The following is a 17,188-nucleotide window of genomic DNA, read 5'->3' as shown; positions in this document are numbered from 1 at the left end:
TTTGATTTTGCCATTCCCGTTAAGGAATTAAGGCTGTTCATTTTCCAGTTTTTCTGTTTGATTAAATATGTTTTTGTCTTGAATTAATTCGTTGATGATTTCCGAAACTTCAATAAAATGCTGTAGGCTTTCATCCGAAACATGTTTTCTCACGGTTTCATTAAATTTCAGTACAGTATTTTTTGATAAATCTCTTTTTTCTTTTCCAAATTCGGTCAGGTAGATCAAAACACCTCGCCCGTCTGTGGGGTTTTTTTTGCGAACAATCAAACCTTTGTCTTCCATAGATTTTAATGTTCTGGTGAGGCTTGTGGCTTCCATTCCCATTCTTGGCCCTAAAGCTGTCGAAGGAGTTCCTTCTTCTTTGTCGATGCTTAATAGCGCAAATCCAGTGGCCATTGTAGCGTCGTACTTTGCAGCTTCTTCATTATACATTCTTGAAACAGCCTGCCAGGTAGCTCTCAAAATATAATCTATTGTTTTGTCTTTCATAGGTAACTATATCGATTTCAAATATAATCAAAAAATACTATGCATGCATATAATTTTACGATATTTTTTTGGTTAATTAAAAAATAACTCTGGAATAGAGTGTTTTAGGGTTGTTTTTTAAGTGAAATATACTATTCTTTTTTGAGATTTTGATAATGTAAGCAAGCCTAAAATTACTTTTTGATTCAAAATCACGTTTTAATTCTTCTTTCTGTAAAAAAATCCTTTCTTCGTTGCCAAAAATTACAACTCATATCGAGTAATTGCTTTTTGAAGAATTTTTTTCATGCGATTTCTCAGATTCTCGGGCCTAATAATTTCAATTCCACCACCAAAACCCAATAAAAGACGTTCCATTTCATAATTCGGAATGATAAATAAATGAATAATAATACTTCCATCTTCATTTTGCTGAATCAGTCTTTGCGTATTGTGCAAAGGTTTTGTGAGCACATAAGGAGCATTTTCGGGATCAATCCAAAGTTCAATTCTTGCGGGTCTTAAACCTGAATTTACCGTAACACCCACCACATTTTTATAATACAATTCGGCATCAAAATTTTCTTCTATATAAGGTAGGTTAAAATCATAATCGACTTTTATGATACGATCTAGAGCCAAGTTGGTAATCGGTTGCGAACCCTTTTTCTTTCCAACCAAAAACCAGCGATTGTTAAATTCTTTCAAAATAAAGGGATGAAAATTAAACTTGCTTTCGTCTCGTGACTTAAAAGATTTGTACGTGATCACCAAAACTACCTTCTTGATAATCGCCTGATAAATTTCGTCCAGATAATGCAACCCTTTTAGATTATCGTTTTTATCGAGGTAAATAACGGGTTTGGTATGCGATTTTTCAGAATAGATTTTATCCTCCAAACGTTGTAAGATATCCGATACATCATTAAATAAAGAGAAATCTTTAAACTGTTTCAGCATCGCAACCGTCTCGGTCAACACATTCATATCGGTTTCTGTAAGAGGAATATCAGTGATCGAGAAATCGTCATCCTCATATTTGTAATACTTTTTATCATACACAACAATGGGCGCATTATAGCCCAGCTTTTCACTTCGCATCAACTGAATATCCATCTGAATCGTGCGTTTGCTAATCGGGTTGTCCCGACCTTCATATTCAAACAAAGCTTCAGAACAACATTCGATCAAATCCTCCAAAGTCCATTGTCGGTATTTATTCTGCAAACATTTGTCTATCGTTTTGTAACGAATTAAGGCATTTTTGTTTTGTGACATAGTCTTTTTTTTTGGGCGTGTCCCTACGGGTCGGGCTTTTCGTTACAATCTTTTGCTTTTTAAAGAAAAAAGCAAAAGGATTTCCACTGCAATCCCTCACGCATTTACGTTAATAAGGAAATCTCCTTTTCAATATTTCTTCTCGCTTTTTCTTCATATAACTTCCTGAATTCTTCGGTCTGAAAAATAAATTCATTCTCCAGAAAATGTTGTAGCGCCTTTGCTCTTCCGGGCTTATAAAGAAAATCAGGATAGATGCGGTATTCTTTCCTGATCTGTTCAAAATACATTTGATACTCGTTCCAGTCTCGGGCGAGAATCTTCAAATCAAAATCGATTAGCCAATTAATATCCTCAATTTGATGATGTTGATGCAATTGCGTAGCACAAATCGTATCAAAAACCAATTGTTTGTCCAGCTTTGTATTTTCAGGTAAAATTGACAACGCATATTCGGCACTTTTGAGTTCGTTGTCTTTTTTACTGCTTTTATAAATGTAATCGTGATAAAAAATAGCAAATATTATTTCATTAGGATTTTGAATTTGATCGCGATACGTTTCAAAACTAACAATCATATCCTCAAGATGCGTCAGGTTGTGGTAATGTCTTGATTTAACTGAATATACCTTTTCTAAATCCAACCATTTTTGTTGGATTTTATTTTCATCAAAACCAATATTCAAAAGTAAATCGGTATAAATTTCCTTTACCATCATATTCTTTTTTACTCAAATATAGTATTCTTTTTTTGCTGCGCAAAATAACTGCGTAGTAGTTCTGAAATCTTTGCTCAAGAAATAAAAACAAGTTCATTGAAATAAGAATTGTGTTAACAAGGTCAAGTATGAGTTACTTCGAAAACTTTCCACGTACACACTTATACCATTATCGGTTAATACAATTTAAATGGGGCAGTAGCTCAGCGGTTAGAGCAGGTAGTTTTGAAATTATCCTCAAAAGGTCAATCAAAACTTACTTCTTACACTTTTAACGTCCAGGTCGTGGGTTCGAATCCCACCTGCTCCACAATTAATGGTCAATTAAAACTTACTTCAGAAAATTGGTATTTCCGGTTCGAGTCCGGCGAGTTTTAAAATCATCATTAATAAAAAATGAGGGTCAAGATTAACTTAATTTTGGGGAAACCCACCAAACTGTCACTTTGAATCAGTTAATCAATTATCGTCAAATTTAAGGTCAAGTGTTTCTTACTTCAAATCTTTTAGGTAGAACCAGAAACACCATTATCTAAATTTTAAAAATTAAAAAAAATGAAAACAAAAGAATTATTAAAAATCAGTTTGCGTCAGAATGCCATTTTCGTTCCATCAGAAATGATTGCTAATGATATTAAAAATTTATCAGGAACAACATCGGTTTTAGTGGCCAATGTTTCAAAACTCGGATTTACATTTTCCGAAGCTTTATTGCACGCTTTAAATAATGTAAACCCAAATTATAAAGTTGAGGTTTTAGATGTTTTAAAAGAAGTTTTAGGAACGGATAAAAACTGGACGCCTTTGGTAAAAGAATGGAATATTCCGACGGGAGAATCTCTTTTGGATCATATACTAACATTCTTTTGGAATGTTTTGAATGTAAAAAGCGGAACAACTTTGCAATGCGGACACATCATACCAGATCGTACTTTTCCTTTAGAAAGATACAATGGATGCCCTTTTTGCGGAACTCCATTTGAATTTGGTGAAATCGAAAACTTCGGACAAGGAAGCAAGTTAAAAGTATTGGATTTATGGACAGAAAACCAGTTAGAAGACTTCTATAAGTCGTTGTTGCAATCCAAAACGGCTTTAGACGCTACGCAAGTAGAAAGTTTAAAAACGTCCTTGAAATACTTGCCTTTGCCAAAAACAGATATCGCCATCAAAGAGACGTTGATGTTGGTGATTGATGTTTTAATTGAACAAGGTCAAGCCGAAAATGCGGCTCAGTATTTTAAAACGCCAACCGATATCTTGAGATATTTGTGGTTTAAGAATACTGGATTATTGCAAATTATCGAGCCAAAAACGATCATCAAAAGAACGGCCAAAAACGAGACACATTTTTATGAATTTATGGATGCGAGTGCGAAAGCAAAAATTGCAGCTCAAAAAGATTTAAAACTTAAATATTCAAGAAAAGAATGTTTGATGGTGGCAACTTGGTTGAATAATTTGGATATGGAAGTTGAAACGATGTGCGAAATCATGCATCCAAAAAGAGGTATGTGGGTTCGTTTTATCCGAGCCTTGCGTTTGGCAGAATACAGTAAAAGAAAAGGCTTTGAAAAATTGTCTTTCTTAATGGATGTATTTTACAATCAGGTGTATGATGTTTGGCAAAGTAAAGTAAACACGTCACGCTTGAAGTTTGATGCCGATAAAACATTTGCTTTGTTAAAACAGCGTCCAGGATTGTTTGCACGTTCGTTATTCTCCAACATGCTTTGGTTTGGTGCAGACGAGTCTGTAGCACATTTTTCTGAAATTATTGACAAAGTGCCAGCGAGATTGGTGTTTACTTTAAATATGTATGCTCAAAATTATTTTGATCCAAACATGCAGAGAAGTGTGAAACCGTTGGGTGGAACCAACAAACGAGTAAACCCAAATGCGTTGTTAAAATTGTACGAAAATTATCAATTGGAAGCAATGAAAAAGCAGGTTGAGGATTTGTGTCTTTTGGCTATGAAGAAAAGATTTGCTGCCATTACAAACACAAACAAAACTATCTATATCGATCCTCAGTTGTACAATATCCCCGTTTCGATTGGCGATAGAAGCGAGACAGTTCAGGACTTACCGGTTGCATTAATGGGAACTCGTTTCCCTATTGAAGGTAATGAAGTGCGATTGTTCATGCAGTGGGGTAAAGATTTGCCAGCCCAACATTTGGATATGGATTTAAGCTGTCATATTGCATACGAAAACAGTACAGATATATGCTCTTATAGCCGATTGGAAACTGTTGGTTGTAAACATAGTGGTGATATTAGAAGCATTCCGAGTAAAATTGGAACCGCAGAATATATCAACATCAACATCGATGATTTAGCGAAAGCCAAAGCAAAATTTGTGACTTTTACTTGCAATGCGTATAGCAACGGAAGTATCTCGCCAAATCTTGTTGTAGGATGGATGAATAGCAAACATCCGATGAGAATCTCTGAAAAAACTGGTGTTGCCTACGATCCGTCATGCGTTGATCATCAGGTTCGTGTGACACAAAATGTTGCCAAAGGTTTGGTTTTTGGAGTTCTTGATGTAGCTAAAAGAGAAATCGTTTGGTTAGAGATGACTTTTGGAGGCCAGGTCGTGCAAGGTTTAGATAGTAAAGGAGTTCAGGCATTGTTGGCAAAATTGAGCAGTAAATTAAATATTGGTAATTTGTTACAACTAAAAGCAGAAGCACAAGGTTTAACCATTACCGAAAATGAAACCGCCGATGAGGTATATACTGCACAATGGGCCATGAATCCTGCGGTTGTTACACAATTATTAATAGATTAATTTTAGACCACGGATTCTTAATTGAGTTCGTGGTTTTTGTGTTTCAATTCTCATCAAGAGCAATGAAGAATCTCCTCGAGAATTTCTAAAGATTAGATTTTCGTTACGGAGTTCCTTGCGAAGATTTCTCGTACCTCGAAATGACATTCGATAAGTAAAAAAATCATTTTAATGCTTTGGAAGTTTGTGTCAAAAAAAGCGTTGCTATCGGAGCAAAGTTCTATTAAAGTAATAATTAATCGTAAAGTTTGTCATTTCGACGAAGGAGAAATCTCCGTGAGAAGCGGTACAAAGATTGGATTTTCGTTACGGAGTTACTTGCGAAGATTTCTCGTACCTCGAAATGACATTCAATAAGGAAAAAATCATTTTAATGCTTTTAATCTGTGGCTTGAAAACTTTGCAACTGCTAGCTATTGGTTTACTAAATGTACCATCCAATAAATAAAAAAGTAACTACGCAAAATAATTGCGTACAGAATTTTGAATCTTTGTTGAAAGATAAGAACTAATGAATACAACGCTTTTAAAAGAAATGATTGCAAAAAATTACGTAAGGGTAAACAAACATCCTGAACATGATTTATACATTTATAATTATACCCAAAATGCTCAATTTGAAAGAGTTTGGAATGATGTAACTTTAAGTTGTAGGGGTTTAATTTTAGATGAAAAAGAGAATGTGATTGCCAGACCATTTCCTAAGTTTTTCAATTTGGGTGAAATGGAAAATCAAGTGCTGCCTAAAGTTACTTTTGAAGTCTATGATAAAATGGATGGTTCGCTAGGAATTTTGTATTGGATCGAAGATGTTCCTTTTATAGCCAGCCGAGGCTCTTTTGCCAGCGATCAGTCGGATAGAGCAAATGAAATGCTGTACGGAAAATACAAAAACACTTGGTCGCTTTTGGATAAAAATAAAACCTATTTGTTCGAAATTATTTATCCCGAAAACCGTATTGTTTTAGATTACGGTGCAGCCGAAGAATTGGTGTTACTTGCGATTATCGATATCAAATCTGGTGAAGAGTTTCCGCTCGAAGATATTGGTTTTCCTTTGGTAGAACGATACGACGGAATCAATGATATTGTTTCTTTAAAACAAATGAACAGCAACAATAAAGAGGGTTTTATCATTAAATATTCGAACAATTTCAGAGTAAAAATAAAATTTGAAGATTATCTTCGTTTGCACCGGATTATTACTCAGGTTTCTAATTTGAATATCTGGGAATATCTACAAACCAATCAACCAATGGAGGAAATTCTGGACCGTGTTCCTGATGAATTCTTCGATTGGGTAAAACAAACCAAAAGCGATTTAGAAAATAAATATTCGGTAATAGAAAATCAATGTAAAAAGGATTTTAAAGTGTTGGAATCACGTAAAGAAACTGCCCTATATTTTATGACTTGCAAGCATCCTGCAGTATTGTTTGCGATGCTTAACAATAGAGATTATGCAATGATTATCTGGAAGATGATTCGGCCAAAATTTGAAAAACCGTTTAATAAAAGAGAAGAATAAGATGAGAAAAGTTATTTTGATGAGAGGATTACCTGGAAGCGGAAAATCGACCATGGCAAAAAATATAGTAGCAGAAAATCCTGAAATATACAAACGAATCAACAGAGACGATTTGCGTACTATGTTTGATAACGGAATCACGAGTTCTAGTAACGAAAAATTTGTCAAAAAGGTACGTGATATCTTGATCGTAAAATCTCTAGAAGAAGGTAAAAGTATCGTGGTAGATGATACCAATTTGTCTGAAACAAATCTAAGACGAATATCGCAATTGGTGCAGGAATACAATGCAAAATACGATGAAAAGGTTACGGTAGAAGTGATGGAGGTAAATACAGATGTGGCAGTTTGTATAGAAAGAGATGGGTTGAGAAAAAAGCCTGTTGGAGAAAAAGTTATTCGTAAGATGCACCGTCAGTTCTTTAAAGATTCTCCAGAATACGCCCCACAAAACCCAACACTTCCTAAAGCCATTATTTGCGATCTTGACGGAACGTTGGCCTTGATGAATGGCAGAAATCCGTTTGATGCCAGTACATGCGACCAAGATTTGATCAATACTCCGGTTGCCAACGTCTTGAAGAATTACAAAAAATTGGGGTACAAAATACTCTTGGTGTCAGGAAGAGAAGACCGATACAAAGAACCAACATTGCGTTTTCTAGCACAACACGAGATAGAATTTGACGAGCTAATCATGCGAAAAACAAAGGACAGCCGTAAAGATTCGATCATTAAAACCGAAATCTACAACGATGCCATCAAAGAGCATTATTTTGTAGAATTTGTGTTAGACGATAGAAATCAGGTGGTAGATACTTGGCGAAATGACTTAAAATTGCCTTGCTTCCAGGTGTATTATGGGGATTTTTAAATAGAGGTCCAAAGGGGCAGAGTAGCAAAGGCTCTGAGGTTTGCTTTACTATATAAACTTTGTAACGCTGTGTCCTCGTGACTTAAATAGAGGTTCAAAGGTGCAGAGGAGCAAAGGTTCAAAGGTTTGCTTTACTATTAAAAACTTTGCAATGCTGTGTCCTCGTGACAATAAATAATAATAATAATAATAATAATAATAATAATAATAATAATAATAATAATAATAATAATAATAATAAATAATAATAAATAATAATAAATAATAATAAATAATAATAAATAATAATAAATAATAATAAATAATAATAAATAATAATAAATAATAATAAATAATAATAAATAATAATAAATAATAATAATAATAAATAATAATAATAATAATAATAATAATAATAAATAATAATAATAAAAAAAAGACTCTAAGAGAGAACCTCTGAACCTTTGAGTCTTTGTAACTAAAAAAGCTCAAAGAGAGAACCTTTGAGCCTTTGTAACTTAAAAAAAAATGAATACATACATAGATATAGGAATCAACCTAACGAATAAACAATTCCAAAATGATACAGACGATATCGTGCAAGACGCACAAGATGCCGATGTTGCAAAAATGATCCTTACGGGAACAAGCGTCAGAAACAGCGAAGAATCGTCAAGAATAGCCAAGCAATACCCGGGCGTATTGTATGCCACGGCGGGAATACACCCGCATGATGCAAAGAGTTTTGATAGCCAGAGTATTCTGAAACTAAAGAATTTATTGCTGCAAAAACATGTGGTTTCAGTAGGCGAGTGCGGACTCGATTTTGACCGTGATTTTTCGCCCAGAAACAAACAAGAAGAATGTTATAAAGCCCAATTAGCATTGGCGATCGAAGTGCAGAAACCATTGTTTTTGCACGAAAGAGCTGCTTTTGCAAAGTTTATCGGCATTACAAAAGACTATTTGCCGCAATTACCAAAAGCTGCTGTGCATTGTTTTACAGGAAGTTTGGAGGAAGCCAAAATCTATCTCGATAACGGATTCTATCTTGGTTTTACAGGAGCAATATCCGATAGTAAACGTTTTGGCCATTTAAAAGAAGTGGTGCAATACGTTCCGCTAGACCGAATGATGATCGAAACCGATGCGCCGTTTATGCTTCCGAAAAATGTGCCGAACAGTCTACTCAAAAAATACCACGAGCGCAGATGCGAACCCGCTTTTCTGCCTTTTGTAGCGGGAACTGTGGCGCAGTTTAAAGGGATTCCTCTAAGCAAAGTGGCAGAAGAAACCACACAGAATGCGAAGGCATTTTTTGTAATTTAGGTATAAGGGGATGGTGCAAAGGTTCAAAGCGGCAAAGGTGCAGAGGATAAAACGCATTTAGGTGTTTTGATGCAGTTTTTGGGTCTTTTGATCAAAGTTTTAGGTCCTGTACCCAAACGTTTAGGTTCTGTCATGAAGTTTTTAGGTTCCTAGGGTAAAGTTTTACCCTCTGAACCTAAACGTTTAGGTTCCCAACCTAAAACTTTAGGTAGTAAGACCTAAACGTTTGGTACAATCGCTAAAATTTTGGGTTCCCGACCTAAACGTTTAGGTAAACAACCGAAACACTTCACCTTAGAACCTAAACGAAGGAGTATAAAGCCTAAAAACTTCTCGATACAATACCAACAATAGGTTGCTGAACCTGTACGAACCAGTATTTTAGTGGTACAATACTGGTTTTTGGTTTTAAAACAGGTATTTGTACTGGGTTTAAAGGCTTTTTGTTTAATTATATTTGACAACCATCATGAAAGAAAAGATACTAGCAAAATTAAAAGAAATAGAAGAAAGCAAGAATGTCAAAATACTGTTAGCGGTAGAATCGGGAAGTCGTGCCTGGGGATTTGCCTCGCCAGACAGCGATTATGATATCCGTTTTATATACCAACACCCGCCAGAGTATTATTTGTCGCTTTGGGAGCAACCCGACGTAATCGAGTTTATGACCGAAGACGATCTTGACGGTTCTGGTTGGGACTTACGGAAAACCGTAAGATTGTTAGCAAAATCCAACGCACCTTTGATAGAGTGGTTGTTCTCGCCAGTGGTGTATTACCAAGACGAAACCTTTGTACAACAAATGCAGGAGTTAGCCGTAGGATGTTTTTCGCCCATAGCGACGCTGCATCACTACTTAGGAACAACAAAGAATTTTATGGAGGTGTGCGAAATGCAAGAAGTAAAACTAAAAAGTTATTGCTACGCCTTACGCACCGCTTTGGCAGGCAAGTGGATTATAGCAAACAATACGTTTCCGCTTGTTGCTTTTGCCGATTTGTTGCCCATAGCGCCCTTGCCCGTACAAGCCAAAGTAAAAGAGTTATTGGCCATAAAAGCCATCAAAGACGAAAAGTATTTGCACCCAAAAGAGGCCTTGATAACTGATTTTTTATTGGAAACCGTAAAGTTTAATCAGGAACATGCAAGTACTTTGGGAAGTGGTAAGAAGATGAATGATGAGTTGGATATGTTTTTTAGGGGAGAAATAAATTAAATAGATTATAAAAATAGTATTATGAAAAATATAAAATCAATTGAAATAAAAAATTCTCCTTTTTTTGAGAATTTAAAAATTCATTTTAGCGAAAAGATGAATTGTATTATGGGAGGCAGAGGCACTGGTAAGTCTAGTATACTTTATTTTTTAAAGTCAGCATTGAGTATAGACTCACAAAAAGGCAAGATAAATGATATTTTGAAAAGTAATTTAGGCATGGGCGAGATTATTATAGAAATTGAATCTGAAGATGGTTCTTTATTTAGGATTGTAAAAACATTTAATGAAGAGCCTCAACCTTATAAATTGCCTAATCAAGATTATATTGCTATAGCTAGAATATTTGATGAGATTGAATGTGACTTTTATGAAACAAACCAGATAGAGGAAATAGGAAGGTCAGCAACAGACAGACTTTATTTGATCGATAAAAAAATTAAGGATAGTATATATGAATTTATAAAAGTAATTAGAAAGATACAGATTGATTTAGATGCGAATGCACAAGACATTAAAATATCTAATTTTAGAATCAACCAAATTAAAGATTCTTTATTACAATATGAAAATATTGAGGAAGAATTGAAAGAGTTTAGAAATAGTGAGCCTATTGATATTCAACCAGATGAGAAATTAGAATTTGAAAATGCTGATTTTAATGAAAAAAAGAGAACTGATGAAAAAAGATTTTTTATCAAAGCAACATCTCTTTATAGTGATCTTCAAAATCAGCTTGTTTTATTTAGAGATGATCTGGAAGAAAATTTTGAAAGTGCAATTCTAAACGTTGAAAATTTTTTTAATAAAGATCTAATCTTAAAGAACGTTAAAGTAATCCAATCTAATAACAAGTCAGTTATTGATAAATTGAGAGAAATTAATCAATTGTTAAAGTCAAACTCACAATTATTGAATGAAAATTATGGTGAAGTTGAAAAAGCTCATGAATATCAACAAGCTGAATTTGTTACTTTGAAGCAAAAATTTGATAAGAATAGAGATTATTTTAATAAATACAATGTTTTGACAAATAGATTAAAAGATAAAGAAACATTAGAATTAGAAGTAGTTGAGCGCGAATTAAAGAGAAAAAGATTTATTGATGAAAGAAAATTTATGATTGATAAATTTAATGAAGTTAAAAATGATATTTTCTCTTTAAGGCTATCTGCCGTACAGGAAATTAATACTATTCTTGCTGGAGACGTAAAAATTACTTTGAAATTTTCAGGAATTGTCTATGAGTTCGAAGAAAGATTAAGAGATGCATTAAAAGGCTCAGGTTTAAAATATAACGAACTAGTAAATAAAATAGTAGAGACATTTAAGCCTGATCATTTTGCAAGAATAATACAAGAAAAAGATGTTGAAACCTTAAAAGTAATTTCAGGAATTGATGAATATAGATCTATAGCTTTAATTAATGCTTTATACGATACTGAAGAAATTTATAAAATAGAAAGTACTTACTGTGATGATTTGCCAGATTTTAAATTAAAAATTGAAGGAGATACACAAAGAGAAAATTACAAAAATTCTGATGAATTATCTATGGGGCAAAGGTGTACAACAGTATTACCAATAATATTTGCTGTTTCAAATAATCCTTTAATCATTGACCAACCAGAGGATAATTTAGATAACAAGTATATAAGTGAAAAGATTCATAATATTATTAGAGATCAAAAGGAAAATAGGCAATTAGTATTTATTACACATAATCCAAATATTCCTGTTCTTTCGGATTCAGAGTATAATTTATTTTTGAATTATGAAAACAAAAGATCTAAAAAAATAGTAGAAGGAAATGTGGATGGAGTTAAAGATGATATTTTAAAAATTTTGGAGGGTGGAGAAAAAGCGTTCAAAACCAGAAAAGAAAAATATAAATTATGAGTTACAATGAAGCCAATAAATTAGAATTATTGAATTCATTAAAAGCACAAGCTTTTTTAAATAATTCTGTAAATACATCGATTACTGAATACATTTCATTTGAGTTAAAAACTATACCAGATGAAGAAAAACATAAATTTCATGATTTTGTTGAATTATTTCTAGAATTAGGATTTGAAAGTGGTTATGAAAGTAATATTAATCTTGAAGAGTTTTCAGTTTTAACAGATGATGAAAAAAATGAAATAATAATTGAGGAGTTAGAGAATGATGCTAAAGAAACAAATAAATCTATTACATCATTTGAAGACCTATTTGAGAAAGTTAAAGTTGAATTAAAAGATTATTTTGTAAATTATAAAGGTTATTTCATAACAGAATTAATTAATTCACGTGATCTTGGATATAAATTAATTTTTTTTTACGAAAATAATTATCACGTTACACCATTAAAGGGAAGAGTAGGTAATCAATTTAATGGATATGAATGTGACTTTATAGAATTTAATACATCAGTGGAATTGAATCTAGACTCGGATAAAAATTATTTATGCATCTTTCTGTTAATGTCAAAAATGAATAATAAAGATGGGTTGAAAAATATTATGACAAGTATCAAAAAATTTATAAATAATTTTCAAGATTTTTATTACCATTCTATAACTGAAAAGAAAGAAAATCTTTTATGTGAAAATACTAATCGTAGAGATGATTTTATTGATGAAATAGATGTAGTTCTATCAACTTATATATCTAATGGAAGAATAAATTTTGAGGAGGAAAAAATTATTAAAAAGTTATGTGCAGATTTTAAATCACCATTGATTTTTTATAAAATTCTGAGTGGCGGTTTTAGTGGTTCAAAAGTACTAGAAATTAGACCTAAAAAGACTAACAATTTTGAGAACGACAAAATTTATATAATAAAGTATGGATTTATTAGCGATGGTAAAATAAAAGAAGAAAAAGATAATTTTAGTGAATTTATAAAGGGTAGAAAAGGCTTTTTAAGTTATACAGACGCAACTTATGAGAAGACTTTGCATTACGAGGGTATACTTTATAATTATGCAATTTCTGAAAATAGTAAAGTTTCTTATTCATTTGATGAGATATTAAAGAAAGCTGAAACTCCGTATTGTGACATTGAAAGTAAAAAAAATATTATTACAAATCTATTCAGTGAAAATGAAGCTTTTAATAAATGGAGAGAAGATTTTAATGAGTTGAAAACAGGTAAAGTTGGAGATTTATATATTGATTTTGTTAGCAAAGACAAAATAGAAAATACTTTAAAATACATACTAAATGATGAAAATAAGAGCAACGCTATTTTAGATGTTTTTGATAAGATTTCCAATTATACTATTACTTATAAAGAAACGGTATGTCATGGAGACTTACATACTGATAACTTTTTTGTCGATGATGAAAAGAATATTTATTTAATTGATTTTGGATTTACGAATAAGAGACATTCAATTTTAGATTATACATCTTTGGAATGTTCTTTAAAATTTAAACATTTTCCTTTTTATTTAGAAAGTAATGAATTGATAGAAATTGAAAAAGAACTTTTGTCTGAAAGAACATTTGATTTAAGTTATAATTTTGTTAGTACTAAAAGAAAAGAAGTTATTGAATTTTTATCTATGATAAATACAATTAGGCACAATTCTCTTAGAGACTTTTCAGGACAAACATCAGATAATATCGAATATTATATTTCATTATATTTCATGACAATCAGACAGATCAGGTATCCTAATATGAATCAACTTTATGCATATCATTCTACAAAAAAATTGGGAGAATTTATTGTTGAAAAATTAAAATTATAGATGAACATCCAACTCCTAAAATCCAAAAACCTAATCCTTTTCGAAGTCATTTCGGGCAGTAAATCTTTTGGTTTAAATACGCCAACATCAGATACCGATATCAAAGGGGTTTATTATCTGCCAAAAGAAAAGTTCTTTGGGTTAGATTATATTCCGCAAATCAGTAACGATACCAACGATGAGGTGTATTATGAGTTGGGTCGTTTTGTAGAATTGTTGCTAAAAAACAATCCTAATATCTTAGAGATTTTGGCTTCGCCAGAAGATTGTATTCTGTACCAACATCCTATAATGAAGCGTTTAAAGATTGAAGATTTTCTATCTAAACTCTGCAAAGATTCTTTTGCGGGTTATGCCGTAACGCAAATCAAGAAGTCGAGAGGTTTAAACAAGAAGATTGTAAACCCAATACCAAAGGAAAAGAAAAGCCTTTTAGATTTTTGTTATGTTCTAAAAGGGTACGAAACAGTCGGAGTTCATAGTTTTTTGGCAGAAAACAACTTTAATCAAGCGCAATGCGGTTTGGTTAATTTGCCCAATTCTAAGGGAATGTTTGCTTTGTTCTACGATTCTAATAAAACGTTAGGTTACAAAGGAATCATTCAAAAAGAAAACTCCAACGAAGTTTCGGTTTCGTCTGTTCCTAAAAACGAAGAGCCAATCGGGTATTTGTCGTGCAACCAAGACGGTTATTCTAAATATTGCAAAGAATACACCGAATACTGGAGCTGGATCGAGAAGCGAAATGAAGACCGATACAATACCAACCAGCAACACGGCAAGAATTACGACAGCAAAAACATGATGCACACCATTCGGTTGTTGCAAACCGCAGCGCAAATTCTCGCTACGGGAACATTAAATATCAGAGTTGCCAATCGTGAGGAATTACTCGACATCAAAGCCGGAAACAAAGAATACGATGACTTACTAGAAATGGCAGATAATTTAATTGCTTCAATCGAAAATCATTATGAAACATCGACGCTTCCCGAAAAACCAGATGAGGCAAAAGCTATTCAGACCTTAATAAGTATTCGGGAAGAATTGTACCAATAAAAAAAGCGCCTTTTGAATGCTTAAAATATCCGTTGGTGTAAATAAGTTGATTATAAGTTTTGTTTAATTATCTTAATTTTGATCGTATCAAATAAAAAATCTGAATATTAATACTGTAATGGACAGACAAACAACAAACAAGTACCTTTTTGAACAGGAACAATCTTAAAAGTTCCTTTTATACTATCCATTCGCAAAGACATATTGGTTAAACCATTTCCTTTTTGAATAGTATCTGATAATCCAATGCCGTCATCAATTACAGCAATTTTAAAAGAAGTATCGGTTTGCTCAAATTGGATAAGTATGTTAGTTGCCTGACTGTGTTTGTAGACATTATGAATGGCTTCTTTAACCACTAAAAAAAGGTTTCGTCTTGCTTTTACAGATAAGTTGGTTTCTTTTTCAAGAACGTTCGAATCCAATTGTGTATTAATTGTGGTTTTGTTCAAAAAGCGTTTCACATACAAGCCGGTATATTCTATAAAATTGCCAATAGTATCATTTTGAGAATTCAAACTCCAGAGAATTTCCCGCATGGCCAAATTCATATCTTCAGAAGTAGTGATAATCGCTTCTAAATCTTCGGAATAATTTTCCTTAGGCATTTTATATTTTAAAAACTCAGCCTGAAGTTTTATAGCCGAAATTCCCGCGCCTAAATCATCGTGCATATCTTGTGAGATACGTTCTCTTTCTAACTGAATCGCTTTTTGCCGTTCTAATTCTTTCTGTAGCAATTGATTTTTGAATTCGCTTTCCCGTATTTGATCTTCTTGCTGCTGAATCAGTTGCTTTTTATTGTAAATAAACACCACCATAATAATGAAACAGACAAAAATGAACATCACTATGATGGCAATAATGTAAGTGAGTTTTATTTCTTGTGGAAGCGGGCTCATTTATTTAGATTTTTTGCAAGGATTTCGTATTTCATCAAAGCTTTGAAAAATAAAAGATACATTATACTATTTATGATATATACCAATTCTCTCAATAAAATTAAAAAATCTTTATCTGTAGTATCAAAAAAATATCTCGGAATTACTCTAAAAATAAAGAAACAACTCCAAAGAAGTAAAGCGGTTGAAATCCAAAAATTAGGATCATCCGTAATTTTGTCTTTGGATGGGAAAGCTACTTTTTGATAAAACCATAGCATCGAATATAAGATATAAAAAATAGGTAAAGCAATGACTAATCTTGAAACTAAGTCTTCTCCCAAAAAGCCAGGGAATACTAAAACATAAACTATGAGAATAACAGATAATATATTGACTTTTTTTCTTAGTTTTTTATGGCATTGTCTGGAATAATGAAACCAGAAAAATAGTATGCAGAATATACAATATACAGTATATTGAAAACTAAATTTAGAATCTTTATTTATTAAAAGAATGATCCACGAAAGTACTTCTACCAAAAAAGTAATAAGAAGGTATATGAACAAATAGTTTTGGCTGGAAAGACTGAACTTTCTAACCAAAACTATTGATTTTACTAGTGTTATAAGTAATATTATTTCGTAAATACTATTCATATTAAGGCATTAGATTTCCTAAATCGTAACCGTTACTTTCACCGAATAGTTTATCAGTATTGCTAAATATAGCATGTACGCAGAAAGAAATTTTATTATTTTTGCCTTCAAAATTCATTAAGATCTCATCATTTAAATTAGTAGAACGATATTGGAACATGTTGAATTTTAAGAAACTAACAGGAAAGTGAAAATCCAATGTTTTTAAGTAATAATCGACATTTTCAAAATCATATGAAATCATATTCGTCTCAAGTTTAGTCTTAGCTTTTATATTCTTTCCGATGTCATTTTTAAAAGTATTTATTAATTTGTTAAAATTTGCGTAATCTGTTGTAATAAAGAGTTCGTTTTGTAAAATATACAATGCATCAGATTCTTGAATAGGTTCTTCGCCATTATCTGAAAAAGACAAACCCAGATTCAACATATTATCGTTTTGGATATAATAGAAATTACAATAACTTTTGCTACCATTTTCCAGAAGTAATTCTTTTAGCCTTTGAAAGTTAACGATAAAGCTCTCAGTTAATCCATTAATGCTTTTTGTTAAAACTTGATACCTCATAATAAAAAGTTTTTCTTCTTCTTGTTTAATCTTTTTTTTAAAGATAAAATTTTCAATTCCTTTGTCTTGTAATTTTTCTAATTCCATAATT

Annotated in this window: 13 protein-coding genes and 1 tRNA gene; 9 read left to right on the top strand and 5 right to left on the bottom strand. The window is 32.3% G+C overall.

Annotated features, from left to right (window positions below; all coding sequences use genetic code 11):
* Positions 1-27: 27 nt before the first annotated feature.
* From LNP22_RS17160 to LNP22_RS17150, 3 genes are all read right to left on the bottom strand, one after another.
* The gene (locus LNP22_RS17160; protein WP_229974546.1) at positions 28-492 is read right to left on the bottom strand and encodes a MarR family winged helix-turn-helix transcriptional regulator; all 465 of its coding nucleotides are present in this window, start codon (positions 490-492) and stop codon (positions 28-30) included.
* Between the two features lie 243 nt (positions 493-735).
* On the bottom strand, positions 736-1,749 hold the full coding sequence (locus LNP22_RS17155; RefSeq protein ID WP_229974545.1) for a helix-turn-helix transcriptional regulator: 1,014 nt from the start codon (positions 1,747-1,749) through the stop codon (positions 736-738).
* 104 nt (positions 1,750-1,853) lie between these two features.
* On the bottom strand, positions 1,854-2,465 hold the full coding sequence (locus LNP22_RS17150) for an HD domain-containing protein (RefSeq protein WP_319616483.1): 612 nt from the start codon (positions 2,463-2,465) through the stop codon (positions 1,854-1,856).
* A gap of 195 nt (positions 2,466-2,660) precedes the next feature.
* Between LNP22_RS17150 and LNP22_RS17145 the strand changes: the two genes are divergently transcribed.
* From LNP22_RS17145 to LNP22_RS17105, 9 genes are all read left to right on the top strand, one after another.
* Positions 2,661-2,778: transfer RNA gene (locus LNP22_RS17145), tRNA-OTHER, on the top strand.
* Positions 2,779-3,023: 245 nt separating this feature from the next.
* Positions 3,024-5,264: a hypothetical protein gene (locus LNP22_RS17140; protein ID WP_229974543.1), complete on the top strand. Its 2,241-nt coding sequence runs from the start codon at positions 3,024-3,026 to the stop codon at positions 5,262-5,264.
* A 511-nt stretch (positions 5,265-5,775) separates the two neighbouring features.
* A complete protein-coding gene (locus LNP22_RS17135; RefSeq protein ID WP_229974542.1) occupies positions 5,776-6,792 on the top strand; it encodes a T4 RnlA family RNA ligase in 1,017 nt (338 codons plus the stop codon).
* Position 6,793: 1 nt separating this feature from the next.
* Positions 6,794-7,666, top strand: coding sequence for a phosphatase domain-containing protein (locus LNP22_RS17130; protein WP_229974541.1), 873 nt, complete (start codon positions 6,794-6,796; stop codon positions 7,664-7,666).
* A gap of 507 nt (positions 7,667-8,173) precedes the next feature.
* Entirely contained in the window at positions 8,174-8,974 is an 801-nt protein-coding gene (locus tag LNP22_RS17125; RefSeq protein ID WP_229974540.1) for a TatD family hydrolase, read from the top strand.
* Between the two features lie 469 nt (positions 8,975-9,443).
* Entirely contained in the window at positions 9,444-10,190 is a 747-nt protein-coding gene (locus LNP22_RS17120; protein ID WP_229974539.1) for a nucleotidyltransferase domain-containing protein, read from the top strand.
* Positions 10,191-10,211: 21 nt separating this feature from the next.
* Positions 10,212-12,089, top strand: coding sequence for a structural maintenance of chromosomes family protein (locus tag LNP22_RS17115; protein ID WP_229974538.1), 1,878 nt, complete (start codon positions 10,212-10,214; stop codon positions 12,087-12,089).
* Complete coding sequence (locus LNP22_RS17110) at positions 12,086-13,930, top strand: phosphotransferase (protein WP_229974537.1); 1,845 nt, start codon at positions 12,086-12,088, stop codon at positions 13,928-13,930. Before LNP22_RS17115 ends, LNP22_RS17110 begins: the two co-directional genes overlap by 4 nt.
* On the top strand, positions 13,931-14,989 hold the full coding sequence (locus tag LNP22_RS17105) for a nucleotidyltransferase domain-containing protein (protein ID WP_229974536.1): 1,059 nt from the start codon (positions 13,931-13,933) through the stop codon (positions 14,987-14,989). It begins immediately after the preceding gene.
* Positions 14,990-15,096: 107 nt separating this feature from the next.
* On the opposite strand, the gene LNP22_RS17100 is transcribed toward LNP22_RS17105, so the two are convergent.
* Together LNP22_RS17100 and LNP22_RS17095 are read right to left on the bottom strand one after the other, a co-directional pair.
* On the bottom strand, positions 15,097-15,891 hold the full coding sequence (locus LNP22_RS17100) for a sensor histidine kinase (RefSeq protein WP_229974535.1): 795 nt from the start codon (positions 15,889-15,891) through the stop codon (positions 15,097-15,099).
* Positions 15,892-16,530: 639 nt separating this feature from the next.
* Positions 16,531-17,184, bottom strand: coding sequence for a hypothetical protein (locus LNP22_RS17095; protein ID WP_229974534.1), 654 nt, complete (start codon positions 17,182-17,184; stop codon positions 16,531-16,533).
* Between the last annotated feature and the right edge of the window lie 4 nt (positions 17,185-17,188).

The organism is Flavobacterium flavipigmentatum, assembly GCF_020911905.1.
Lineage (GTDB): Bacteria > Bacteroidota > Bacteroidia > Flavobacteriales > Flavobacteriaceae > Flavobacterium > Flavobacterium flavipigmentatum.
This window is presented reverse-complemented; position numbering and strand designations above follow the sequence as displayed.